Annotated in this window: 17 protein-coding genes; 3 read left to right on the forward strand and 14 right to left on the reverse strand. The window is 71.6% G+C overall.

Annotated features, from left to right (window positions below):
* The first annotated feature begins 28 nt into the window (after positions 1–28).
* On the forward strand, positions 29–973 hold the full coding sequence (locus J8403_RS13510; protein ID WP_211123415.1) for an aminoglycoside phosphotransferase family protein: 945 nt from the start codon (positions 29–31) through the stop codon (positions 971–973).
* A gap of 550 nt (positions 974–1,523) precedes the next feature.
* Here J8403_RS13510 and J8403_RS13515 read toward each other — a convergent pair.
* The 7 genes from J8403_RS13515 to J8403_RS13545 all read right to left on the reverse strand — a co-directional run bounded on the left by J8403_RS13515 (position 1,524) and on the right by J8403_RS13545 (position 11,049).
* Positions 1,524–3,257, reverse strand: a complete 1,734-nt coding sequence (locus J8403_RS13515; RefSeq protein ID WP_211123416.1) for a proline--tRNA ligase — start codon at positions 3,255–3,257, stop codon at positions 1,524–1,526.
* Between the two features lie 312 nt (positions 3,258–3,569).
* The gene (locus J8403_RS13520; RefSeq protein ID WP_211123417.1) at positions 3,570–4,136 is read right to left on the reverse strand and encodes a GNAT family N-acetyltransferase; all 567 of its coding nucleotides are present in this window, start codon (positions 4,134–4,136) and stop codon (positions 3,570–3,572) included.
* 25 nt (positions 4,137–4,161) lie between these two features.
* Entirely contained in the window at positions 4,162–5,007 is an 846-nt protein-coding gene (locus J8403_RS13525) for a GNAT family N-acetyltransferase (protein ID WP_211123418.1), read from the reverse strand.
* A 141-nt stretch (positions 5,008–5,148) separates the two neighbouring features.
* Positions 5,149–6,303 carry a flavodoxin-dependent (E)-4-hydroxy-3-methylbut-2-enyl-diphosphate synthase gene (gene ispG / locus J8403_RS13530; protein WP_211123419.1) on the reverse strand — a complete coding sequence of 385 codons (1,155 nt, stop codon included), beginning with the start codon at positions 6,301–6,303 and terminating at the stop codon, positions 5,149–5,151.
* Between the two features lie 141 nt (positions 6,304–6,444).
* Positions 6,445–7,746, reverse strand: coding sequence for a M50 family metallopeptidase (locus J8403_RS13535; RefSeq protein ID WP_211123420.1), 1,302 nt, complete (start codon positions 7,744–7,746; stop codon positions 6,445–6,447).
* Complete coding sequence (gene dxr / locus J8403_RS13540) at positions 7,743–9,005, reverse strand: 1-deoxy-D-xylulose-5-phosphate reductoisomerase (RefSeq protein ID WP_211123421.1); 1,263 nt, start codon at positions 9,003–9,005, stop codon at positions 7,743–7,745. The genes J8403_RS13535 and dxr overlap by 4 nt, the downstream gene beginning before the upstream one ends.
* A gap of 109 nt (positions 9,006–9,114) precedes the next feature.
* A complete protein-coding gene (locus tag J8403_RS13545) occupies positions 9,115–11,049 on the reverse strand; it encodes an acyl-CoA dehydrogenase family protein (RefSeq protein WP_211123422.1) in 1,935 nt (644 codons plus the stop codon).
* 325 nt (positions 11,050–11,374) lie between these two features.
* On the opposite strand from J8403_RS13545, the gene J8403_RS13550 reads away from it, so the two are divergent.
* Entirely contained in the window at positions 11,375–12,391 is a 1,017-nt protein-coding gene (locus tag J8403_RS13550; RefSeq protein ID WP_211123423.1) for a LacI family DNA-binding transcriptional regulator, read from the forward strand.
* A gap of 57 nt (positions 12,392–12,448) precedes the next feature.
* On the opposite strand, the gene J8403_RS13555 is transcribed toward J8403_RS13550, so the two are convergent.
* The 5 genes from J8403_RS13555 to J8403_RS13575 are packed head-to-tail and all read right to left on the reverse strand — an operon-like array spanning position 12,449 to position 18,826.
* Complete coding sequence (locus J8403_RS13555) at positions 12,449–13,150, reverse strand: glycoside hydrolase family 12 protein (RefSeq protein ID WP_211123424.1); 702 nt, start codon at positions 13,148–13,150, stop codon at positions 12,449–12,451.
* Positions 13,120–15,180: a beta-galactosidase gene (locus tag J8403_RS13560; protein WP_211123425.1), complete on the reverse strand. Its 2,061-nt coding sequence runs from the start codon at positions 15,178–15,180 to the stop codon at positions 13,120–13,122. Before J8403_RS13560 ends, J8403_RS13555 begins: the two co-directional genes overlap by 31 nt.
* A gap of 42 nt (positions 15,181–15,222) precedes the next feature.
* Positions 15,223–16,185 (reverse strand): carbohydrate ABC transporter permease, encoded by a 963-nt coding sequence (locus J8403_RS13565; RefSeq protein WP_211123426.1) that lies wholly within the window; start codon positions 16,183–16,185, stop codon positions 15,223–15,225.
* Positions 16,182–17,144, reverse strand: a complete 963-nt coding sequence (locus tag J8403_RS13570) for an ABC transporter permease (protein ID WP_246585833.1) — start codon at positions 17,142–17,144, stop codon at positions 16,182–16,184. Before J8403_RS13570 ends, J8403_RS13565 begins: the two co-directional genes overlap by 4 nt.
* On the reverse strand, positions 17,144–18,826 hold the full coding sequence (locus J8403_RS13575) for an extracellular solute-binding protein (RefSeq protein ID WP_211123427.1): 1,683 nt from the start codon (positions 18,824–18,826) through the stop codon (positions 17,144–17,146). The genes J8403_RS13570 and J8403_RS13575 overlap by 1 nt, the downstream gene beginning before the upstream one ends.
* Before the next feature lie 291 nt (positions 18,827–19,117).
* On the opposite strand from J8403_RS13575, the gene J8403_RS13580 reads away from it, so the two are divergent.
* Positions 19,118–22,042, forward strand: coding sequence for a glycoside hydrolase family 3 C-terminal domain-containing protein (locus J8403_RS13580; protein ID WP_211123428.1), 2,925 nt, complete (start codon positions 19,118–19,120; stop codon positions 22,040–22,042).
* Positions 22,043–22,121: 79 nt separating this feature from the next.
* On the opposite strand, the gene J8403_RS13585 is transcribed toward J8403_RS13580, so the two are convergent.
* Positions 22,122–23,582 carry an aldehyde dehydrogenase family protein gene (locus J8403_RS13585; protein WP_211123429.1) on the reverse strand — a complete coding sequence of 487 codons (1,461 nt, stop codon included), beginning with the start codon at positions 23,580–23,582 and terminating at the stop codon, positions 22,122–22,124.
* A 199-nt stretch (positions 23,583–23,781) separates the two neighbouring features.
* Complete coding sequence (locus tag J8403_RS13590) at positions 23,782–25,539, reverse strand: PucR family transcriptional regulator (protein WP_211123430.1); 1,758 nt, start codon at positions 25,537–25,539, stop codon at positions 23,782–23,784.
* Positions 25,540–25,589: the final 50 nt, after the last annotated feature.

Raw genomic sequence — 25,589 nt, forward strand, 5'->3', positions numbered from 1 at the left:
CATTGATGGTGGAGGGGACAGCTCAGGAATGGCATCGGCACCACGGCCCGGCGGCCGCGATACGGCCCGCGTCCATGTGCCGAAGCGGCTCCTGGACGCGCTGAGCGACACCCCGGCGAGCGCCGTGCGGAGCTGGCTCGACACCCTGCCCGAGACGGTCGAGCGGCAGCTGGCGGCGTGGGAGCTGACCCTGGAGCGGGTGTCGGCGCCCGGAGGGCGCCGCGGACTCGTCGCGCTCGTACGGCAGGCGGACGGCACCCCGGCGGCGCTGAAGTTCCCGGTCCCCGGCCCGGACGCCGACCATGAGCGCGCCGCCCTCGCCCACTGGGACGGCTGGGGCGCGGCCCGGCTGCTGCGCGCCGACCCGGACACCGGTGCGCTGCTGATCGAGCGGCTGCGCAGCACGGTCTCGCTGCGCTCGCTGCCCGAGGCGAAGGCAGTGCTGGAGGCGGCGGGCACGGTACGGCGACTGTGGGTGGCGCCGCCCGAGGGACATCCGTTCGCGTCGGTCACCGGGCGTACGGACCAGGAGCGCGAGACCCTGCGGACGCTCGGCGCCGGGGGCTGGGCCGCGGAAGCCCGCCCGCTGACCGACGAGGCGCTGGAGCTGCGGGAGGCGCTGCCCGCCGAGCCGCCCGAGGAGGTGCTGCTGCACGGCGACTTCCGGCAGGGCAAGGTGCTGGCCGGGGAGCGCGCGCCCTGGCTCGCGGTGGGCCCGGCGCCGGTCGTGGGCGAGCGCGCGTACGACCTGGCGCGGCTGGTGCTCGACCGCTGCGAGGACCTGGCAGCCGGCCCGGGCCCCGCCGCGGCCGCGCGCCGCCGGGTCGGCAAGCTGGCGGACGCCCTGGAGGTCGACCGCGACCGGCTGCGGGGCTGGTCCTTCTACCGCGCCGTCGAGACGGCCCTGCGGCACGCCGCCGCGGGCGACCGGCGCCGCGCGGAGCTGCTGCTGGAGTTCGCGGGCTGGCTGTAACGGGGCTCCGCCTGCAACTGCCCTGCTGGGCGGGAGCGTTCGGCTCGGTCGGGTGCGGCTTTCGTCTCGCGCCTTCGGCGCCATTGAGCAGCGGAGCAGGGGGTGCCGGGCCGAGCCACGTCGCCGACCGCCGGGCCGGTGGGAACCAGCGCCGGTGGCGGCGCCCCTGGCCGGGGGCCAGGGCTGATGCCGGAGAGCAGGGGGGTTGGGGTACCCCTCTCGAAAACGCTTGATGTATTAGTTGCGCCAGATCAAGCATTTTTCAGAGGGGTACCCAGACCCCCCTGCCGCTCCGGAGAGGAGCTCCGCCGACGAGCACGGAGGCCGCCACCGGCGGCCACACCAACGGGCCCGATGGCCGGGGACGGCGCCGCGCCCCGGCGCGCCCTGCCCCGCTGCTCAATTGCGCCGAAGGCGCGAGACGAAGCCCGCACCCGCCCACGCCGCGCAACACCACAACCCACAACCCACAACCACACCCACAACCCCCAGCCCCGGGCGCCGGAGCGCGGGGCTGGGGGTCCCGGGATCGGCCGGGCGGGCCTGCCCGTCAGGCGGTGGCGGTGTCGGTGGCGATAGCGGTGAGGCGAGAGACCGCCTCGTCGATCGGGAGCTCTTCGCGCTCACCCGTACGGCGGTCCTTCAGCTCCACGACACCGTCCTTGGCGCCACGGCCCACGACCAGGATGGTCGGGACGCCGATCAGCTCGGCGTCGGTGAACTTCACGCCCGGGGAGACCCCGGCGCGGTCGTCGACCATGACGCGCACGCCCGCCGTGCCCAGCTTCTCGGCGATGTCGAGCGCCATCTCGGTCTGCAGGGCCTTGCCCGCCGCGACGATGTGGACGTCGGCCGGGGCCACCTCGCGGGGCCAGCACAGGCCCGACTCGTCGTGGGTCTGCTCGGCGAGCGCGGCGACGGCGCGGGAGACGCCGACGCCGTACGAGCCCATCGTGACCCGCGCCGGCTTGCCGTTCTGGCCGAGCACGTCGAGCTGGAAGGCGTCGGCGTACTTGCGGCCGAGCTGGAAGATGTGGCCGATCTCGATCGCCCGGTCCAGCTCGATGCCCGTACCGCAGCGGGGGCAGGGGTCGCCCGGCTCGACCACGACGACGTCGAGGTAGTCGTCGACCTCGAAGTCACGGCCGCAGACCACGTTGCGCGCGTGGGTGTCGGGCTTGTTGGCGCCGGTCACCCAGGCGGTGCCGGGGGCGACGCGCGGGTCGGCGATGTAGCGCAGGGACTTGCCCGCCAGGCCCTGCGGGCCGACGTAGCCGCGCACCAGCTCGGGGCGGCCCTCGAAGTCCTCGGCCGTGACGAGCTCGACGACGGCCGGGGCCAGGTGCTCGCCCAGCTTGCCCAGGTCCACCTCGCGGTCGCCGGGGACGCCCACCGCGGTGATCTCGCCGTCGACCTTGACCAGGAGGTTCTTCAGGGTGGCGGAGGCCGGGACGCCGAGGTACTCGGCGAGGGTCTCGATGGTGGGGGTGTCGGGGGTGTCCAGCTCCTCCAGGGGCCCGTGCTCGGCGCCCTCGACGGGCGCAAGGGCCACCGTGACCGCCTCGGTGTTCGCGGCGTAGTCGCAGTTCGGGCAGTCGACGAAGGTGTCCTCGCCGGCCGCCGCCGGGGCCAGGAACTCCTCGGAGGCCGAGCCGCCCATCGCGCCGGAGACCGCGGAGACGATGCGGTAGTCCAGGCCGATGCGCTGGAAGATCCGCTGGTACGCCTCGCGGTGCAGCCGGTAGGACTCGGCGAGGCCCTCGTCGGTGGTGTCGAAGGAGTACGAGTCCTTCATCAGGAACTCGCGCCCGCGCAGCACGCCCGAGCGGGGGCGGGCCTCGTCCCGGTACTTGGTCTGGATCTGGTAGAGCATGACCGGCAGGTCCTTGTAGGACGTGCACTGGTCCTTGACCGTCAGGGTGAAGATCTCCTCGTGGGTCGGGCCGAGGAGGTAGTCGGCGCCCTTACGGTCCTTGATCCGGAAGAGCAGATCGCCGTACTCGTCCCAGCGGCCGCTCACCTCGTACGGCTCACGGGGCAGCAGCGCGGGCAGGAGGACCTCCTGGGCGCCGATGGCGTCCATCTCCTCGCGGACGATCCGCGAGACGTTCTCCAGGACCTTCTTGCCGATCGGCAGCCAGGTCCAGATGCCCGCGGCGGCGCGGCGGACGTAGCCGGCGCGGACGAGCAGCTTGTGGCTGGCGGTCTCGGCGTCCGCCGGGTCTTCGCGCAGCGTCTTCAGCATTGTCGTGGACAAGCGCTGGACGTTGACGGCGTGGGCCATGGAGTCTCTCCTGCGTGCGATGGGATGTTCAGGAGGTTAGCCGCACGGGTCGGTTTCCCGGAAATGCGTAACCGCCCAGGGGCGCCGTCCAGGCCCTGTCGCCTGGCTCTCCTCGCGGATGAGCCCGCGGCGTCCGGTGCGGGGGCGGCGCCCAGCGGTGGCTGGGGACACCGCACCGGGGAGGGTCGCCTCGGTCGCCTCGTACCGGGTCGTCCCCGTACGACCCCGACAGCGCGGCCCGGGCGCCTCCCAGCGGCAGCCGGGGGCGCCGTGCCGGGCGGCGTGGGCCCGCGACCGATCCTCAGGACGGGATTAGCGGCGCAGCGGCAGCGGGGCCCCCATCACGGCGTACGGGCTCGGGGCGCTCGGGAAGAGCACGGGGCGGGCGAGGTCGCGGTAGCCCAGCGAGTGGTAGAGCGCACGGGCCGGGCTCTCGGTGTCGATGGCGGAGAGGATCGAGCGCGGCTGGTCGGCGCCGTCGGTGATGGTCGTGATCAGCCGCCGGCCGATGCCGCGGTTCTGGAAGTCGGGGTGGACGTGCAGCTCGGTGATGACGAACGAGTCGTCCAGCCAGCCGTCCTGCCCGGCCGCGCGCAGATACGGCTGCACGACCGTGGACCACCAGTGGGTGCGGTTGTTGGGCATGCCGTAGACGAAGCCGACGAGCCGGCCGGAGGGGGTGGTCGCGCCGAGCGCGCGGGCGCCGGGGCTCTTGAGATGGCGGAGCACGATATGGCGTCGTACGCCGATCTCCTCGCCCGTCAGCCCGAAGGCGACGGCCTGAACGGCGAGCGCTTCGTCCACGCGTGCGGCGAGGTCGAGCGACCCGACGACGACGTCTTCGGGTTCCGGGGTCCGCCCCCCGGCAAGATGCAGCATGGGCGGCACCCTACTTGGCCGTCGATCAGAACAGCACACTCATGAACGCGCCGACTTCCCGGAAGCCGACCCGGCGGTACGCGGCGCGGGCCGCGGTGTTGAAGTCGTTGACGTACAGGCTCACCACGGGGGCGACCTCGCCCAGCGCATAGCGCAGCACGGCCGCCATCCCGGTCTCGGAGAGGCCGCGGCCGCGGTACTCGGGGGCGACCCATACGCCCTGGATCTGGCAGGCGTGCGGGGTGGCCGCGCCGATCTCGGCCTTGAAGACCACCCGGCCGTTCTCGATCCGGGCGAAGGAGCGCCCGGCGGTGACGAGCTCGGCGACCCGCGCCTGGTAGAGCAGCCCGCCGTCGCCCGCGAGCGGCGAGACGCCGACCTCCTCGGTGAACATCGCCACACACGCCGGCATGATCACGTCCATCTCGTCCTTGCGGACGCGGCGCACCAGCGGGTCGGGCGGGGTGTCGGCGGGCATCGCGTTGGTGACCATCAGCGGCTGACGGGCGCGGACCTCACGGGCCGGGCCCCAGCTGGGCTCGAGCAGGGTCCACAGCCCGGCGGTGGTCTCGGCGGGGCCGACGATCGAGGAGCAGCGGCGGCCGGCCCGGCGGGCGCGCTCGGCGAAGCCGCGCACGGCCTCGGGGGTGGCGCAGATGGGCACCAGGTTGGCCCCGGCGTAACAGAGCGACTCCAGCCGTCCGCCGGAGTACCAGCCCCACATCTCGCCGCCGAGCCGCCACGGATCCAGCCCGGCGACCTGGACGCGGGCCGCCACAAAGGCGTTCGAGACGGGGTCGCGGTTCAGCACCGCGAGGGCCTCGTCGAGCTCTTGGGGCTCGAGGACCCTGGTGGTGGACGTGGTCAGCACGTGTCGGTCTGCCTCACGTGGTGCGGGCCTGCGGGCCGGGGACGTCAATTCTCCAGACTCTATCGCGCAGGTCCAGAAGGGGGTTTTCCGAGGGCTCGGTTCGCCCGCGGGGCGGCCGGAGGCGAACCGAGCCTCAAAAAATCAGCTGACGGAGACCTGGGGCTCGCCGGAGGCGATGCCGTCCTTCTCCATCTGCTCGGCGATCTTCATGGCCTCGTCGATCAGGGTCTCCACGATCTTCGACTCCGGCACGGTCTTGATGACCTCACCCTTCACGAAGATCTGCCCCTTGCCGTTACCCGAAGCGACACCCAGATCCGCCTCACGCGCCTCACCGGGGCCGTTCACCACACACCCCATCACCGCCACGCGCAGCGGAACCTCCATGCCGTCCAGACCGGCCGTCACCTCGTCCGCCAGCTTGTACACATCCACCTGCGCCCGCCCACACGACGGACACGAAACGATCTCCAGCCGCCGCTGCCGCAGATTCAGCGACTCCAGGATCTGGATCCCGACCTTGACCTCCTCCGCCGGAGGCGCCGACAGCGAAACCCGGATCGTGTCCCCGATCCCCTCACTGAGCAGCGCACCGAACGCCACCGCCGACTTGATCGTCCCCTGGAACGCCGGACCCGCCTCCGTCACCCCCAGGTGCAGCGGATAGTCGCACTGCGCCGCCAGCTGACGGTAGGCGTTGACCATCACCACCGGATCGTTGTGCTTCACCGAGATCTTGATATCCCGGAAACCGTGCTCCTCGAACAGCGAGCACTCCCACAACGCCGACTCCACCAACGCCTCCGGCGTGGCCTTGCCGTACTTCTCCAGCAGCCGCTTGTCCAGCGACCCCGCGTTCACCCCGATACGGATCGGCACACCCGCGTCCGAGGCCGCCCTCGCGATCTCCTTGACCTTGTCGTCGAACTGCCGGATGTTCCCCGGATTCACCCGCACCGCCGCACACCCGGCATCGATCGCCGCGAACACGTACTTCGGCTGGAAATGAATGTCCGCGATCACCGGAATCTGCGACTTCTTCGCGATCACCGGCAACGCGTCCGCGTCATCCTGCGACGGACACGCCACCCGCACGATCTGACAGCCCGACGCCGTCAGCTCCGCGATCTGCTGCAGCGTCGCCCCGATGTCCGCCGTCACCGTCGTCGTCATCGACTGCACCGAGATCGGCGCGTCGCCACCCACGGCCACCGGACCGACCTGGATCTTCCGGCTGACCCTGCGCTCGGCGAGCTTGGCCGGTACGGACGGCATTCCTAGCGAAATCGCAGTCATCTGGTTCGTAACCCCAAGAAGGTGTGTGCGTGGCCGGAGATCAGCAGACTCCGATCTCCGAGATTACGGCAACGGTGATGGCGTCAGCACACCGCGCTCCTGAAGTCCACCCAAAGGTGAACTTCAGGACATCTCGCGTCATCAAGAGATTTTCACGGGGTTCACGACGTCCGCCACCAGGACGAGGAGGGTGAAGCAGATGAAGACTCCGGCGATCACATAGGCGACCGGCATCATCTTCGCCACATCGAACGGCCCGGGGTCGGGCCGCCGGACCAGCCGGGCGGTGTGGCGCCGGATGGACTCCCACAGCGCGCCCGCGATATGGCCGCCGTCCAGCGGCAGCAGCGGGAGCATGTTGAACAGGAACAGCGAGAGGTTGAACCCGGCGACCAGGAAGAGCATGGTCGCGATCCGCTGGGAGGGCGGGATGTCGAGGCTGGCGACCTCGCCGCCGACCCGGGCCGCGCCCACGACGCCCATCGGGGAGTCGGCCTTGCGCTCGCCGTCGCCGAAGGCCGCGTTCCACAGGTCCGGGACCTTGGAGGGCAGCGCGATCATGGAGTCGATGCCGTCCTGGACCATGTTGCCCATGCGGTCCACGGACTGCCCGAAGGACTGCTGGACCACGCCGCTGGCCGGGGTGAAGCCGAGGAAGCCGGCGGTGACGTACTCGCCCTCGACATAGCCGCCGTTCCCGTCGGACTTGGCGACCTGGTTCTCTATGAGGTTGGCGTGCAGGGTCTTGCGGACGCCGTCCCGCTCGATGGTGATCGTGGCGGGGCCGGTGGTCTCGCGGATGTCCTTCTGGAGCGCGCCCCAGTCCGGGGTGCGGTGCCCGTCGAAGGCGATGATCTTGTCCCGCGGCTGCAGACCGGCGGCCTTGGCCGGGGAGTCCTTGGCGCTCTTGGGGCACTTGTCGGTGGCGGACGAGGCCGCGACCACGCACTGGGAGACGGTGCCCACACTGGTGGTCTGGGTGTTGACGCCGAAGCTCATCATCACGCCGAGGAAGATCACCACGGCGAGGATCAGGTTCATGAAGGGCCCGGCGAACATGACGATCACGCGCTTCCACGGCTTGCGCGTGTAGAAGAGGCGCTTCTCGTCGCCGGGCTGCAGCTCCTCGAAGGCGGCCGACCGGGCGTCCTCGATCATGCCGCGCCAGGGGGAGGTGGAGCGGGCGGTGAGCTTGCCGTCGTCGCCCGGCGGGAACATCCCGATCATGCGGATGTAGCCGCCGAACGGGACCGCCTTGATGCCGTACTCGGTGTCTCCCTTCTTGCGGGAGAAGATCGTCGGCCCGAAGCCGACCATGTACTGCGGGACCCGGATGCCGAAGAGCTTGGCCGTGGAGAGATGGCCGAGCTCATGCCAGGCGATCGAGATCAGCAGGCCGACGGCGAACACCACTATGCCGAGGACCGTCATCAGTGTCGTCATGCGCGAGCCTCCGGGGTCGCCTTCGCCGCTCTGGCGGCCAGTTCCGTTGCGCGGGCGCGGGCCCATGTCTCAGCCTCGAGGACGTCCGCGACGGTGAGCCGGGTTCCCACGGCGGGGGTGCCGTGCTCGGCCACCACCTCGGCGACCGTATCGACGATTCCGTCGAAAGGCAGCTTTCCGTCAAGGAACGCGTCCACGCACTCCTCGTTCGCCGCGTTGAAGACGGCCGGGGCGGTGCCGCCGAGGCCGCCGACATGGCGGGCGAGGCCGACGGAGGGGAACGCCTCGGTGTCGAGGGGAAAGAATTCCCAGGTGTGGGCCTTGGTCCAGTCACAGCCGGGCGTGGCGTCCGGCACCCGCTCGGGCCAGCCGAGGCCGAGCGCGATGGGCATCCGCATATCCGGCGGGCTCGCCTGGGCGAGCGTCGAGCCATCGGTGAATTCAACCATCGAGTGGATATACGACTGAGGGTGGACCACCACCTCAATCCGCTCGAAGGGAATGTCGTACAGCAGATGGGCCTCGATGACCTCGAGGCCCTTGTTGACGAGGGTCGCGGAGTTGATCGTGACCACCGGGCCCATGTCCCAGGTGGGGTGGGCCAGCGCCTGCTCCGGGGTGACCGAGGCCAGCTCCCGCTTCGTCCGGCCGCGGAACGGGCCGCCGGAGGCGGTGACGACCAGCTTGCGGACCTCCTCGCGGGCGCCGCCGAGCAGCGCCTGGAAGAGCGCGGAGTGCTCGGAGTCGACGGGGACGATCTGGCCGGGCTTGGCGACGGCCTTGACCAGGGGGCCGCCGACGATGAGCGATTCCTTGTTGGCCAGCGCCAGCACCCGGCCCGCCTCCAGGGCGGCCAGGGTCGGCGCCAGGCCGATGGAGCCGGTGATGCCGTTGAGCACGGTGTGGCACTGGGAGCGGGCGAGCTCGGTGGCCGCGTCGGGCCCCGCCAGGATCTCGGGGAGCGGTTCACCGGCTCCGTAGAGCGCGCTGAGCGCCTCGCGGACCTCGGGCACCGCCTCCGGACGGGCGACCGCCACCCTGTCCACCCGCAGCCGGTGGGCCTGCTCGGCGAGGAGCCCGGCCCGTCCCCCGGCGGCGGACAGGCCGGTCACGCGGAAGCGGTCGGGGTTGCGCACCACCACGTCGATGGCCTGGGTGCCGATCGAACCGGTGGAGCCCAGGATCACGATGTCGCGCACGCTCACCTCGGCGGTGGCCGCCGGAAAGCGCAGATGCGGGTCAGCCAGGGATTCCGTCATCCCCCCATTGTGGCGGCAAGGGGTGACGGCTCGGGGACATGCCCCGGGTTACGGCGATCGCGGGCTCCGGCGGCTCCTCGGTCCTCCTCGGCGATTCCTCGGCCACTCCTCAGTGGATGGGGCGGTGGACGTTCTGTGTGGCCGTCGGGCCGGGGGTGGCGTCGGCGATCCAGGGGCCGTCGCCGCTGGGGTCGATAACGCCCTGCTCCAGCCACTCGTACGCGCCGGAGAGCACCCCGGAGACCACCTTGCGGTCGAGCTCGTCGGTGTTGGTCCACAGCCGCCCGAAGAGCTCGTCGGCGCGGATCCTGGCCTGTCGGCAGAAGGCGTCGGCCAGCTGGTAGGCCGCGACGCCGTGGTCACCGCGCGAGCGCAGCATCTCGGCCCGTACGCAGGCCGCGCTCATCGCGAACAGCTCGGCGCCGATGTCCACGATCCGGGCGAGGAAGCCCTGTTTGGTCTCCATCCGGCCCTGCCAGCGGGACATGGCGTAGAACGTCGAGCGGGCCAGCTTGCGTGCCGAGCGCTCCACATAGCGCAGATGCGGTGACAGGTCCGGATGCCCGGCGGGGTGGAACTCCGGGTAGGCGCGGGGCAGTTGGCCGGGGCCGGCGAGCAGGCCGGGCAGCCAGCGGGCGTAGAAGCCGCCGGCCTTGGCGGCCGCCTTGCCCTTGTCCTGGAGGGACTTGTCGGGGTCGATGAGATCGCCCGCCACCGAGAGATGGGCGTCCACGGCCTCGCGGGCGATGAGGAGATGCATGATCTCGGTCGAGCCCTCGAAGATCCGGTTGATGCGCAGATCGCGGAGCATCTGCTCGGCGGGGACGGCCCGCTCCCCGCGGGCGGCCAGCGAGGCCGCGGTCTCATAGCCCCGGCCGCCGCGGATCTGGACCAGTTCGTCGGCCATCAGCCAGGCCATCTCGCTGCCGTAGAGCTTGGCGAGCGCGGCCTCGATGCGGATGTCGTTGCGGTCCTCGTCGGCCATCTGGGAGGCGAGGTCGATGACGGCCTCCAGGGCGAAGGTGGTCGCCGCGATGAAGGAGATCTTGGCGCCGACGGCCTCGTGCTTGGCGATGGGCTTGCCCCACTGCTCACGAGCGGCGGACCATTCGCGGGCGATCTTCAGACACCACTTGCCGGCGCCCGCGCACATCGCGGGCAGCGACAGCCGTCCGGTGTTGAGCGTGGTCAGCGCGATCTTGAGGCCGGCGCCCTCGGGGCCGATCCGGTTGGCGGCCGGGACGCGGACCCGGTGGAAGCGGGTGACGCCGTTCTCCAGGCCGCGCAGCCCCATGAACGCGTTGCGCTTCTCGACGGTGACGCCCTCGGAGGCGGTCTCCACGACGAAGGCGGTGATGCCGCCCTTACGGCCCTCGGCGCGCGGCACCCGGGCCATCACCACCAGGAGGTCGGCGACCACGCCGTTGGTGGTCCACAGCTTCACGCCGTCGAGGAGGTAGTCGTCCCCGTCGGGCACGGCGGTGGTGGCGAGGCGGGCCGGGTCGGAGCCCACGTCCGGCTCGGTGAGCAGGAAGGCGGTGATGTCGGTGCGGGCGCAGCGCGGCAGGAAGCGGTCCTTCTGCTCCTGGGTGCCGAAGAGCTTCAGCGGCTGCGGTACGCCGATGGACTGGTGGGCGGAGAGCAGGGCGCCGATCGCCGGGCTGGCGGAGCCGGCCAGGGCGAGGGCCTTGTTGTAGTAGACCTGGGTGAGGCCGAGGCCCCCGTACTTGGTGTCGATCTTCATGCCGAGCGCGCCGAGTTCCTTGAGCCCCTGGATGGTCTCGTCGGGGATCTGGGCCTCGCGCTCGATGCGGGCGGCGTCGACCTGCGTCTCGCAGAACTCGCGGAGCTTGGCGAGGAAGGTCTCGCCACGGCGCACATCGTCCGGGGCGGGGGCGGGGTGCGGATGGATCAGATCGAGTCGGAAGCGGCCGAGGAAGAGCTCCTTGGCGAAGCTGGGCTTGTGCCATACCTGTTCGCGTGCGGCCTCGGCGACCTGGCGCGCTTCACGCTCGGACACCGGCCTGACGGAGGATGCGGTCATCGGTGCTCCCTTGCCGCGCATGACGATCTCGTGACATTACCGGCACGTACCGCTGCCAGTGTGCCTCCGGTCCGACCGGTCGGCAAAGCGGGAGGACGCCACGATCGGGAATCATCGGGAGGACGGAGCGGGATTGGCCGTCCAAGGGATGCCCAAGCGGTGTCGAAGCAGCGTCGAAGCGCTTCGATGACTCTGGACAGCTCTGCGCTACAGGTCTACTGTCAATCCGCATGGCCAGCAGGAAGAGGCTCGGTCATGGGCATCGAAGCGCTTCACCGAAGCGTTTCGCAGCCTCGCGCACCCCCATCGGATGGAGTCGCCCCGCATGGTCACCCTCGCCGAGGTCGCCCGGCACGCCGGAGTCTCCGCCAGCACGGTGAGCTATGTCCTCAGCGGCAAGCGGTCGATCTCCGCCCCCACGCGCGAGCGCGTCGAACAGAGCATCAAAGAACTCGGCTACCACCCGAACGCCGGGGCCCGCGCCCTGGCCAGCAGCCGCTCCAACATCCTCGCGCTCATGGTGCCACTGCGGACGGACATGTATGTGCCGGTCATGATGGAGATCGCCATCGCGGTCGCCACCACCGCCCGCGCCCACGGCTATGACGTGCTGCTGCTCACCGGCGAGGAGGGCCCGGCGGCGGTGCGCCGGGTGACCGGCAGCGGGCTCGCCGACGCCATGATCGTGATGGATGTGGAGCTGGAGGACGAGCGGCTGCCGCTGCTGCACGCGGCCCGCCAGCCCACCGTACTGATCGGGCTGCCCGCCGACACCGTCGGCCTGACCTGCGTCGATCTGGACTTCACCGCCACCGGAGCCCTGTGCGCCGAGCATCTGGCGGAGCTCGGCCACCGGGAGATCGCCGTCGTGGGCGAGGCCGCGGCCGTCTATGAGCGCCATACCGGCTTCGCCGAGCGGACCCTGGAGGGGCTGCGGCGCCGCGCCGGTGAGCTGGGAGTGCGGCTGCTGCACCGGCCGTGCGAGGGCAGCTACGAGTCCATGGACGGCACCCTCTCCCGGATCTTCGACGAGCGGCCCGGCACCACCGGCTTCGTGGTGCAGAACGAGGCGGCCATCGAACCGCTGCTCAGCCTGTTGCGGCGGCAGGGGCGCGCGGTCCCCGAGGACGTCTCGGTGGTCGCCGTCTGCCCCGAGCAGGTGGCCACCCAGGCGTCGGTGCGGCTCACCTCGGTGGCCATTCCGGCTGAGGAGATGGGGCGGCGCGCGGTGGAGCTGGCGGTGGCGAAGCTGGAGGGGCAGCCCCTCGAGGAGCAGGTGACACTGCTGGCCCCGGAGCTGACCGTACGGACCAGCTCGGGCCCGGCGCCCGGCACCTCCTGATCCCGCGTACCGGTGGCGTACCGCCGCCGCGCGGGAGGGCGGCGGCGGTACGGGGCGTCAGCTCGCGCTCACGCCGACGCTGTTGGTCCGGAAGTCCAGACCGCCGGCCGAGGAGGTGATCTCGTAGCCGAACTGGACGTCGCCGATGGTCACATCGCCGAACCAGCCCTTGGTGTTCTTGATCCAGTTCACGATGGGCTTGATGTCCACGGAGCCGGCGGTGGAGTTCGAGGTGCGGATGAAGGAGAAGACCTCATTGGCTCCGTTGCTGCCCTTGTAGACGCTCCAGGTGTGGCCGCCGAGGGAGACATTGCCCTGGGCGGTGCCGAGCGGGCCGACCGGGCCGGTCTTGTTGACCCAGAGCATGATCTCGTAGTCGTAGTTGGTGTCCCAGATGTCGTACGAGGTGTTGTACGCGCCCGAGGACGGCACGGTGACGTTGTAGCTGCTGGTCAGGCTGGAGATGGCGCTGATCTTCTTGCCGACGGCCTTCTTGGCGTTGGGGTAGGACTTGATGCCGCCGGTGTTCGGGTGGTTGGCCCACACTCCCCAGTCGCCGAAGGAGTTGGCCCAGATGGTCTGGGCCCCGGCGCCGGAGCCCCAGATGTTGTTGTAGAGGGTGTAGCCGCCGTTGGACCAGGTGCCCCACTGGTCCGAGGAGGACCAGGTGGCGGCCTGGGCGGGGGCGGCGGCGAAGCCGATCAGCGCGAGTAACGCGATCAGCGGGGTCAGGAAGAGCGTTCGGGCGGTTCGTCGCACGGGGCTTGTCCCTTCGGGTGGGGGGTCGGTCGGGGGGATTCGGGCGGGGCCAGGACCATGACCGCGAAGCGGTCGAGCCGGACGCCGGTGTGGTGCGCGCGTCCGGTGAGCAGATCCGTCCGCGGGGACGGCAGGGGGACGACCGCCGGGGTGCGGCCGTGGTTGAGGAGGAAGAGATACCGCCCGCGCTCCACCGCCTCGACCCCCTCGGGGAGGCCGGGCAGCACCGGTGCCAGCCCCGCCTCCTCGGCGGCGCGGGCGAGCAGGGCGCGCAGGGCGGCGGGTTCGGGGAGGGTGGAGACGTACCAGGCGGTCCCGGCGCCGTAGGCGTGGCGGGTCACGGCGGGGCGGCCGTCGAGCTCACCGCCCTTGACCCGGGCGACCGGTTCGGCGGTGGACGGCTCCAGGTCCTCGGACCAGCCGGTGCCGTGGAACGGGCCGAGCCAGGCGCCCTCGGCGTCGAGCGTCTCGCCCTCGTCCAGCGGCCACCACTCGTGGACCGTACGGATGCCGAGGAGTTCACGGAGCCGCCGGTCCACACCGCCGGGGCGCACCCGGTCGTCCTCGTCGGCGACGCCGGTGAAGAAGCCGCAGACGAGGGTGCCGCCGCCGCGCACATACGCCGCGAGGTTGTCCAGCGCCTCGTCGGTGAGCAGATACAGCTGGGGGACGGCGACGAGGGCGTAGTCGGTGAGGTCGGCGTGCGGATGGGCGAAGTCGGTGGTGAGGTTCCGCTCCCACAGGGCCCGGTGCCAGGCGCGCAGCAGCCCTTCGTAGGGGACCTGGGAGGAGGGGCGGCCGTCCTGGACGGTGGCCCACCAGGAGTGCCAGTCGTGCAGGATGGCGGCCCGTGCGGGGACGTCCGAGCCGGTGACCGGGGCCAGTTCGCGCAGCTCGGCGCCGAGCCCACACACCCGCGCGAAGGTGCGGCCGTGCTCACCGGCGTGCGGGACCATCCCGGAGTGGAACTTCTCGCTGCCCTGCCGGGACTGCCGCCACTGGAAGAAGCAGATCCCGTCGGCGCCGCGCGCGACGGCCTGCAGGGACCACAGCCGCATCAGCCCGTCCGGCTTGGGGTGGTTGACGCCGCGCCAGTTGACCGGCCCCGCGGCCTGCTCCATGAGGACCCAGGGGCCGCCCGCCTGGGAGCGGGTCAGGTCCTGGACCATCGCCCCGTACGCCGCCGCGTGCGGGTCCTTGGGGTCGGGGTAGAGGTCGACGGCGACCACGTCCTCCTCCGCCGCCCAGGCCCAGCCGTCCTGGCCGATGAACAGCGGCATGAAGTTGGTGGTCACGGGGATGCGCGGGGTGCGTGCGGCCAGCGCGTCGCGTTCGGCGGTGAAGCACTCCAGCAGGGCGTCGCTGGTGAAGCGGCGGAAGTCCAGCCCCTGACCGGGGTTGATCAGGTACTGGGCGCGGCGCGGCGGGATGATCTCCTCCCAGGAGTCATAGCGCTGGCTCCAGAAGGCCGTCCCCCACGCCTCGTTGAGGGTGTCCAGGCCGCCGTACCGCGCGCGCAGCCAGCGGCGGAAGTGCCGGGCGGTCTCATCGCACCAGCAGTGGGTGCCGTACTCGTTGCCGACATGCCACAGCCGCAGGGCCGGATGACCGCCGTAGCGGTCGGCCAGGTCCTCGGTGATGCGCAGCGCGTAGTCGCGGTAGACGGGGGACGAGGCGCAGAACTGGTTCCGTGAGCCGTACCAGACGACCGAGCCCCTCTCGTCGCGCGGCAGGGTCTCGGGGTGGCGGGAGCCCATCCAGGGCGGCGGGGAGGCGGTCGGGGTGGCCAGGCACACCTCTATGCCGCCGTCATGGAGCAGGTCCATGACCCGGTCCAGCCAGCCGAAGTCCCGTGCGCCGGGGCGTGGTTCGAGCCGGGCCCAGGAGAAGACGCCGAGGGTGACGGTGGTGACGCCCGCCCGGCGCATCAGCCGGATGTCGTCGTGCCAGACGCTCTCGGGCCACTGTTCGGGGTTGTAGTCGCCGCCGTAGAGGATGCGGCCGCGGGTGGCGTCGCTCAGATCGGGCATACCGGCTCCCGTCTCGGGTCGGCTGGGAACGGGCAACCGGCGTCAGCCCTTGACGGCGCCGGTGAGCATGCCCTTGGTGAAGTGCTTCTGGACGAAGGGGTAGAGCACCGCGACGGGGATCAGCGCGAGCACCATGACGGCCATCTGCACGGCCAGTCCGGGGATCTGCTGGGTGGAGATCATCTGGGACATGCCCTGCGGCGCCTGCTGCTTGATCACCAGCTGGCGCAGGATCATCTGCAGCGGCCACTTGTCCTGGTCGTTGAGGTAGAGCATGGCGTTGAACCACTGGCTCCAGTAGCCCACCGCGTAGAAGAGCGAGACCACGGCGATCACGGCCTTCGACAGCGGGAGGACGATGCGCAGCAGGATGCGGCACTCCCCCGCGCCGTCGATCCGGGCGCTGTCTATCAGCTCCGGCGCGATGTTCTGGAAGAACGCCCGCAGCACCAGCACGTTGAAGACCGAGACGGCCCCGGGCAGGATCATCGACCAGTAGCTGCCCTCCAGACCGACCCCGGTGACCAGCAGATACGTAGGGATGAGACCGGCGTTGAAGAACATGGTGAGGAGCAGCACCATCAGGATCGGCCGGTGCAGGAAGGACCCGGAGCGGGAGAGTCCGTAGGCGCACAGGACCGAGACCACGGTGCTGATCACGGTGCCCACGGCGGTGAGCGCGAGGCTGACGAGGGTCGCGCGGGTGACCGTGCCGCCGCTCAGCAGCTCGGTGTAGGCCCGGAAGGTGATCGTCTTGGGGACGATCACCAGTCCCCCGGCGTCGGTGATGGTCCTCTGGTCGGAGAGGCTGGTGACGATCACCACCCACAGGGGGCCGAGGATCAGCAGACACACCCCGGTCAGGGTGGCCCCCTTGAGCCCCTGGCCGATCGTGCCGGGCTCCTCCTCCCACACCGGGCGCTTCTCCCCGCCGCGCCGGCGCGGGGGCGGGGCGGCCTGTGCGGGCGGGGTGTGCCGGGCCGGGGTCCGCTCGGTCACGGTCATTTCCGGTAGACCCCCTGCTCGCCGAGGACATGGGCGACCTTGTTGGCGATCAGCACCAGCACCAGGCTGAAGACGCCCTTGATCAGCCCGCCGGCGGCGGCGATCCCGTAGTCGGTGTTGGCGATGCCGACCCACCACACATAGGTGTCGAAGACCTCCGAGGCGCCCGGCCCCACCGCGTCGCGCTGGAGCAGGATCTGCTCGAAGCCGACGGTCAGCGAGTCGCCGACGCGCAGCACCAGCAGCAGGGCGACCACGGGGCGCAGCGCGGGCAGGGTGACGTGCCACATCCGGCGCCAGCGGTTCGCGCCGTCCACCGCCGCGGCCTCGTAGAGGTCCTGGTTGACGGCGGAGAGGGCGGCCAGGAAGACGATCACGCCCCAGCCCGCGTCCTTCCACACCAGCTGGGCGGTGATCAGGAACTTGAAGACCGCCGGGTCGGTCATCAGGTCGAAGCCCTCGTGCCCATGGGCGCGCAGCTGCTGGGCGAGCAGCCCGGCGCCGCCGAGCATCTGCTGGAAGATCGTGATGACCAGCACCCAGGAGAAGAAGTGCGGCAGGTACAGGATCGACTGCACCAGGCCGCGGACCCGGTCGCTGAGCACGCTGTTGAGCAGCAGCGCCAGCGCGATGGGCACCGGGAAGAACAGCACCAGCTGGATGAAGGTGATGGAGAGGGTGTTGGCGAAGGCGTCCCAGAAGCGGCTGTCCTCGAAGAGGAGGGTGAAGTTGTCGAGGCCCACCCAGGGGCTGCTCCACAGCCCCTGGGTGAACGGGTCGTAGTCCTTGAAGGCGACGGTGGTCCAGATCAGCGGTACGTAGGTGAACAGCAGCAGCAGACCGACGGCGGGCGCGGTCATCAGCAGCAGGGCGCGGTCCCGGCGCAGCCGTTGCCACCAGCCGCCACGGGCCGACGGGACGCCGCGGGGCTTGGCCCGGCCCCGGATGTCCAGCGTCATCAGGCGCCGCTGCCGTTCGTGTCGAGGAGCTTCGCGTACCAGTCGCGGAGCCGGTCGCCGCCACCGCCGCGCCAGTCGCTGATGGCCCGCTGGGCGTCCTTGATCGACTTACGGCCGCGGGTGACGTCCTTGGCGAGGTCCTCGAAGGGCGTGTAGAGCGAGGCGTAGCGGTTGGGCTCCTGGATCTGCATCCCGTAGAAGAGCGGCTTCCTGGCGAACTTGCCCATCCGCTGCATCCAGCCGCAGTAGTCCTCGACCATCTTCGGAAAGTCCGGATAGGCGACGCTGGCCTGGGGGGAGGCGATGAAGCGGTAGGTGTCCTGGACGTCCCGGACGCCCGTGGCGTTCTTGACCGGCACCCCCTTCTTCATGTCGTGGTGCACGCCTTCGACGCCGTAGTCGATGAGGCGCTGTTCCTTGGTGCCGAAGGGCGCGGCGATGAAGTTCGCGAGGGCGAGGATTTCCTCGATCTCGTCCCTGGAGAGGCTCTTGTTGAGGAAGGACCAGATCTGGGCGGGCGCGTCCAGATAGATGACCGGGTCGCCGCCGTCGGGGCCGAACCAGTCCATTCCCTGGATCTTGAATGCGGGGTTCGGCCCGGCCTGTTCGAAGGTGGCGCCGTACCACTTGGCGTCGCCGTCGTTGTAGAGGAGCGTCTGGCCGGAGGTGAAGCGGGTCAGTGCGTCATTGCCCTTGCCCGCGACCGCGTCGGGGTGGACATAGCCCCCGGCGAAGAGCTTGCGGCACCATTCCAGGGCCTCGAGGTAGTTCTCGGTCTCGACCTTGTGGACCAGCTTGCCGTCCTTCTCGACCCAGTAGTACGGCTTCTCCCCCGGACAGCCGAAGAACCGCTGCGCCGACCACCACATGTCGTCGCAGGCCCATACCTTGCTCCTGGGCCGGGTGATCTCCTTGGCCAGAGCGAGGAATTCCGCCGGGCTCTTCGGGACCTGGTAGCCCTCCTCGGCGAAGATGTCCTCGCGGTAGTACGGAATGACACCGGCGAGCGGGCGGGAGGGCATCGGCAGCCCGCGGAGCTTGCCACCGAAGACGGACATCTGCCAGGCGGCGGTGGGAATGGCGGCGAGGTTCGGATATTTCTTGACCTTGTCACCGGAGAGATACGGCCCCAGGTCGGCGAATTTGGCGCCGACCGCGCCATGGATCCGCCCGCCCATCTCCCATAGCGGGATCACCACGATATCGGCGATATCGCCGGAGGCCAGGACGGCGCCGAGCTTCTCGCCGTAGGTGTTGCCGTCCTGCGGCCGCAGGCTGATCGTGGCGCCGAGCGCGTCGTTGACCGCCTTGTAGTAGGCGTTGTTCTTGGGCGGCGGGGTGCCCCACAGCGGTTCGAACATCGTGTAGCTGCCGCCGTGGCCGGGCTTGCCCTTCACGGAGGCGACCAGTGCGGCGGCGGGCGGGGCCTTGGTGTAGCCGGGGCTGGAGCCGTTGACGCTGGGGATGTCCGGGTCCGCCACCGTCGAGGCCGCATAGGTCGGCAGCAGGTTCTTCAGCTCCTTGCCGGAGGTGGTGCCGCCCTTGCCGGAGCCCTCCTCGGTGGAGCACCCGGACAGCAGCGGCGTCCCTCCCGCGACGGCCGCCGCGGCAACCGCCGTGGCGGCCAGAAAGGTTCTCCGGCTGGGAGCGGAAGTGGAGGCCGAGGCCTGGGAGTTCGACATGTGCGTCAACCCTTCGTGGCGTGCCCGCCGTACGATCGATGGTCGAAGCGCTTCGATATTGCGCTGAGGTTAAGTCGGGGGGTGAGGTCGCGCAAGAGCGGTGTCGAAATGAGCCGTTGGGCGTCCGGCGATCGAGGATCCGGGCAATCGAGAGGTCGTCTGAGGGCGTTGCGCCGTGGAGCCTTGACAGGGTCGGTGTGGCGCCTTCAGCATCGAAGCGCTTCGAATTGATGATGCATCACCTTGTGCGGCACGTCTTTGACGAACTGGGTGAGGAGATCGGTATCCGTGATGAGTGATAACGGTGGTCTGATCACGCGTCCGCCGTTTCGCGATGCGCGGCTGCCGGTGAGGACGCGCGTGGCGGATCTGCTGGCCCGGCTCACGCTCGATGAGCGGATCGCGATGCTGCACCAGTTCGCGCCCGGGGTGGAGCGGCTCGGCCTCGCGCCCTTCCGTACCGGGCAGGAGGCGCTGCACGGTGTCGCCTGGATGGGGCCGGCGACCGTCTTTCCCCAGGCCGTCGGGCTCGGCGCGACCTGGAACCCACAGCTGGTCCGGCGCGTCGGCGAGGCGGTCGGCCGCGAGGCACGGGCCATGCGCGCACGCGATCCGCGGGTGGGCCTCAATGTGTGGTCGCCGACGGTGAATCTGCTGCGCGATCCGCGCTGGGGCCGCAACGAGGAGGGGTACGCCGAGGATCCGTGTCTCACCTCGGCCCTGGCCACGGCCTACACCCGCGGGCTGCGCGGCGACCACCCGGAGCGCTGGCGCACCGCGCCGATCCTCAAGCACTGGCTGGCGCACAACAACGAGACCGACCGGGACACCACCTCCTCCTCGGTGCGGCCACGGATACTGCACGAATACGATCTGGCGGCCTTCCGCGGGCCCGTGCGGGCGGGTGCGGTGGCCGGGGTGATGCCCGCGTACAACCTGGTCAACGGGCGGCCCAACCACGTATCCCCGTATCTGCGCGAGCAGTTGCGCACCTGGACCGACCAGGAGCTGGTGGTCTGCTCCGACGCGGGCGCGCCGTCCAATCTGGTCGACTCCGAGCACTACTTCGACACCCATGAGGAGGCCGTCGCCGCGGCTCTGCTGGCGGGGGTGGACAGCTTCACCGACCACGACCAGGACGCGTCGAAGACGATCGCGCGGGTGCGGGGCGCCCTGGAGCGCGGGCTGATCGACGCGTCCACGGTGGACACGGCGGTGCGGCGGCTGCTGACGATGCGGTGTGCGCTGGGCGAGTTCGACGAGCCCGACGAGCCCGACGGGTGGGCAGGCGGTGCCTTCGACACCCCCGCCCATCGCGCACTCGCCCTGGAGGCCGCCGAACAGGCCGTCGTCCTGCTGGCCAACGACGGGCTGCTGCCGCTCTCCGAGAGCGCCGTGCGCACCCTCGCGGTCGTCGGTCCGCTCGCCGACGAGTGCAAGCTGGACTGGTACAGCGGCAGCCTGATCCGGCGCAGTTCGCCACGGGAGGCGCTGGCCGAGCGGCTCGGCGCGGACCGGGTGGTCTTCGCGGACGGCCTGGACACCGTACGGCTGCGCACCGCGGCCGGTTGGGTGCGGGTGCCGGACGCGGCGGAGGAGGGCGGGGGTCCGGCGGACGAGGGGCCGGCGGACGAGGGCTCGGCAGAAGGCGGCTCGCTCGACCCCGCCCATGCGGCGGGCCGCACCGATCTGCCCCCGCTGACCGTCGGCGACACCCCCACCGAGCTGTCCCTGGCCGACTGGGGCGGCGGTGTGCTGACCCTGCGCGCGCCCTCCGGCCGCTATCTGACCGTGGCCGGGGACGGCTTCGTCCGCGCGGCGGCCGAGCGGCCCGGAGGCTGGGTGGTTCAGGAGACGTATCGGCTCGAAGCGCACCGCGGCGGACACCTCCTCCGGCACATGGGGACGGGCGGCTATGTCTGTGTCGCCGCGGGCGGGCTGAAGGTTGCCGAGCGTGACAGCGGCGCGGAGGGGACCGTCTTCCGGCTGGAGGTCGTCGAGCGCGGCGAGGACGCGGTGGCCCGCGCCGCGGCGCGGGCGGACGCCGTGGTGGTCGTGGCGGGCAACGATCCGCATATCGGTGGCCGGGAGACCGAGGACCGCACCACCCTCGCCCTGCCCGCCCAGCAGGAGCGGCTGTGGCGCGCGGCCCACGCCGCCAATCCGCGGACCGCGCTGGTGCTGACGGCCGGCTATCCCTACGCGGTCGGCGAGGCGGCCGACGCACTGCCCGCGCTGCTGTGGACGGCGCACGGCGGCCAGGCGGCGGGCACGGCGCTGGCCCGGGTGCTGTTCGGGGACGTCTCACCGGCTGGGCGGCTGCCGCAGACCTGGTACGCCTCCCACGACGATCTGCCGGATCCGCTCGACTACGACATCATCGCCTCGCGCGCCACCTATCTGTACTTCGACGGCGCCCCGCTCTTCCCCTTCGGGCACGGCCTGTCGTACACCGACTTCAGCTACGGCGAGCTGTCGGTGCGGCGGGAGGCGGACCTCACCGTGGAGTGCGAGGTCACCAACTCCGGTCCGTACGACGGCGACGAGGTCGTGCAGCTCTACGCGAGCGCGCCGGCCTCGCGGGTGCCGCTGCCGCACCACCGGCTGATCGCCCACCGCCGGGTGCGGCTGCGCCGGGGCGAGCGGGTGCGGCTGTTCTTCACCGTGCCGGTCGAGGACGCGCTGGGCTTCTGGGACGTGGCGCACGGCCGCTGGACCGTCGACCCGGGGACGTACGAGATCCACGCGGGCGCGTCCAGCGCGGATCTCCGCACCACCGCCACCGTCACCGTCGAGGGCCCGCCGCCCGCGCCGCGCCCGGTGCTGCGGCGCGGTCCGGAGGCCGCGGACTACGACGCGGCGGACGGGATCGTGATGGTGGACCGCGCCAAGGTCCGCGGGGACGCGGTGGCCTGCCGTGACGGCGCGGTCGGCCGACTGCTCTTCCGCGCCTGCGACTTCGGCGCGGGCGCCACGTCGATGACCGTCGAGGCGGCGCACGACGCGGCCGGGTCCGCGGCAGGGGATGACGCGAGGGTCGAGGTGCATCTCGCCGACGGCACCACCCTGGCCACCGTCGCCGTGCCGCCCACCGGCGGCCGCTACACGTACACCACGGTCCGCGCCGCCCTGCGCACGCCGCCGACCGGCGTCCAGGATCTGCACATCACGCTGCGCGGCAATCTGAGACTGGCCCGCCTCGGCTTCTCCGGTTGAGGGTTCGAGGGTCCGGAGCGGCCGAGGCGGGCCTTCCCCTGCGCCGGGCCCGCGGTGGGGCGGGGCCGGGCGGGGTGGATCAGAGGTCGAGGCCGGTGAGGACCATGACCCGCTCGTAGGTGTAGTCCTCCATCGCGTACCGCACGCCCTCGCGGCCGACGCCGGACCTCTTGGCGCCGCCGTACGGCATCTGGTCGGCGCGGTACGAGGGCACATCGCCGATGATCACGCCGCCGACCTCCAGCGCGCGGTGGGCGCGGAAGGCGGTGCGCACCTCGCGGGTGAAGACGCCCGCCTGGAGGCCGTACTTGGAGTCGTTGACCGCCGCGAACGCCTCGCTCTCGTCCGCCACCTTGTGCAGGGTGAGCACCGGCCCGAAGATCTCCTCGCAGGAGAGGGTGACATCCGCGGGGACGTCCGCGAGCACGGTCGGGGCGTAGTTCGAGCCGTCGCGCGTGCCGCCGGTCAGCAGCTTCGCACCGGCCCGGACCGCCTCGTCGACCCAGGACTCCACGCGCTTGGCGGCGTCCTCGCTGATCAGCGGTCCGACATCGGTGGCGTCGTCGTTCGGGTCGCCGGTGACCTGTCCCTCGACGGCCGCGACGATCTTCGGCACGAGCTCCTCGTAGACGGACGCGTCCGCGATCACCCGCTGCACGGAGATGCAGGACTGTCCGCCCTGGTAGTTGGAGAAGGTGCCGATGCGGGTGGCCGCCCAGTCGAGGTCGGCGTCGGAGGCGTAGTCCGACAGGACGACCGCGGCACCGTTGCCACCGAGCTCCAGGGTGCAGTGCTTGAGCGGCACCGACTCCTTGATCGCGTAGCCGACCTTCTCCGAACCGGTGAAGGAGATGACCGGCAGCCGCTCGTCCTGGACCAGCGCGGGCATCCGGTCGTTGGGCACCGTGAGGACGCTCCAGGAGCCCGCCGGGAGCTCGGTCTCGGCCAGCAGCTCACCCAGGATCAGCGCGGACAGCGGGGTCGCGGGCGCCGGCTTGAGGATGATCGGCGTACCGACCGCGATCGCCGGGGCGACCTTGTGGGCGCTGAGGTTCAGCGGGAAGTTGAACGGCGAGATGCCGAGGACGGTGCCGCGCGGGAAGCGGCGGGTCAACGCGAGCCGCCCGGTGCCACCGGCGTCGGTGTCCAGCCGCTGGGCCTCCCCGCTGTTGAACCGGCGGGCCTCCTCGGCCGCGAACCGGAAGACGGACACGGCGCGGCCCACCTCGCCGCGCGCCCACTTGATCGGCTTGCCGTTCTCGTCCGAGATCAGCCGGGCGATCTCCTCGCTGCGCTCGGCGAGGCGGCGCGACACATGGTCCAGCGCGGCGGCCCGGACATGCGCGGGGCTCGCGGCGAACTCCTCGCGCACCGCGTCGGCCGCGGCGACGGCCTCCTCGACCTGCGCATCGGTGGGAACGCTCACCACGCCGACGCGGCGGCCGTCCCAGGGCGAGGTGACCTCGAGTGTGCTCTCGCCCGTCGCCTTGCGGCCGGCGAGCCAGAACGCATGGGTGACAGCTTCGTTTGTGTCCGGCACAGCGGATCCCGACCCTTCTGAAGTGGTGTCTCTCCTCCCCACCGTAGGCGCGCCCGGCCCGCTCGGCGTTTGTCCGGGGCGTAGCAGTCGGGGCCGTCGGCGCTCCGCTATGGCGTGCCCGATTCGGGGAGAGCGGGAGGAGGTGACCGGGAAGGGGTGCCCAGGGCGAGACGGCCGTCTCGTGGCGGAGGCGTGCGCCTCAGGCCGAGGAGCCGGCGGCCGTGGCCTTGAGGGCGAGCCAGAGCTCCATACGGACGTCCGGGTCGTCCAGGGAGCGGCCCAGGATCTCCTCGACGCGGCGCATCCGGTAGCGCAGGGTGTGCCGGTGGACGCCGAGGTCGGCGGCGGCCGCGTCCCACTGGCCGTGCCGGGAGAGCCAGGCGCGCAGCGAGGCGACCAGATCGCCCCGGCCGGTGGCGTCGTGCTCGTGCAGGGCGCGCAGCATGCCGTCGGCGAACGCCCTTACGGCGTCGTCGGCGAGCAGGGGCAGCACCGAACCCGCCGCGACCTGCTCATGCTCGACCAGCATCCGGCCGCGGCGGCGCGCCACCGACAAGGCCTGCTCGGCCTGGCGGTAGGCGGCCGCGGCGGCGATGGGGCCCGCGGGCGCGGACAGCCCGATGACCAGCTCGTCGCCGTGGGGCGCGGCGGCGGCCGTACGGTCGCGGGGGCGGGCCTTGGTGCCGCGGCGGCTCTCGACGACCCGGGCGTGCTCGGCGCATGCCGCGACCGCCGCGCCGCCGTCGGGGGCCAGCACGATGAGCCGTTCGCCGTCGGGCACGACCAGCACCGACTCGCCGATGCGGGCCGCGGCCGCCTCCATGGTGTCGGTGAGCGTGGCGAGGGGGTCGGCCGCCTCGGTTTCCCCGGCGGCCGTGGTCGCGGTGGTGGCTTCGGCGAAGGCTTCCGGAGGGGCCTCGTCCACGCCGGGCGGCGCCGCGTGGGGCGGCTGGGCCGCGCCGCCGGACGGCACCTCGGCGACCAGCATCCGGAACGGCGCGTCGAGCAGCCCGCCGTACAGCCGCCCGGCGACCGCACGGGCATGGTCGGGCTCGCCCGCGAGCAGCATCCGCAGCACGGCGGCGCCGAGCCGCTGCTCGGCCTCCCGCAGGGCGCGGGAACGCTCGGTGGTCAAGGTCAGCAGCGCGACCGCGGAGTGCACGGCATAGCGCTCGGCGGTGCCCAGCGGCGCGCCCGTGCCGACCGCGAGCACGCCGCGGGTGGTACGGCGCCCGGTGCCCAGGGACTGGAGCTCCACCCGGTCGGCGACGGCCGTGTCCTCGGCCGGTTCCGCGCCCGCGGCCCCGGCCTCGCCGCCCCCGCCGACCACGATGCTCGCGGGGCCGGGGCGGGAGCGCAGCCGCTCGACGTCGGGGGTGAGCCGGGCGGCGCGGCGGGCGGCCCAGTCGGGGGCGGCGGCGACCACGGCGCCGGAGACGTCGTAGAGCGCGGCCCAGCCGTCGACATGGGCGGCGAGCCGGGCGAGCAGCGCGGCGGGCCCCTCGGCACCGATGGCGGCGCGAGTCAGCTCGCGCTGCGCCTCGAACCCGGCGGTCACGGCCCGGTACTGGTCGGCGGCTATCGCCGCGGAGACGGCCTTGCTGATCGCGATGAAGGGGGTGCGGCGGGGCACGCCGATCAGCGGCAGCCCCTCCTCCTTGGCCGCCGCGGCGAGCGCGGCCGGCACCTCGGCGTACTTGACGCCGAGCGCGAAGCCGAGCCCGACCACGCCCGCGCCCACCAGCCGCCGCACATAGCGGCTCATCTCCTCCGGGTCCTCGGCCTCGATCTGCATCGCGGTGATCAGCAGCAGCTCGCCGCCCTCCATATAGGGCACGGGGTCGGCGAGCTCGCTGACATGTGCCCAGCGCACCGGCGTCTCCAGCCGGTCCTCGCCCGCGAGCACGGACAGCTTGAGACCTGGGTGGCGGACGAGTGAGGCGAGCGTGGGAGGCATGGCACCTTCGATGCGAATGCGACGACTTCACCGCCCCGTATGAACGGCTA

This window comes from Streptomyces yatensis, from assembly GCF_018069625.1.
In the GTDB taxonomy this organism is placed as follows: domain Bacteria; phylum Actinomycetota; class Actinomycetes; order Streptomycetales; family Streptomycetaceae; genus Streptomyces; species Streptomyces yatensis.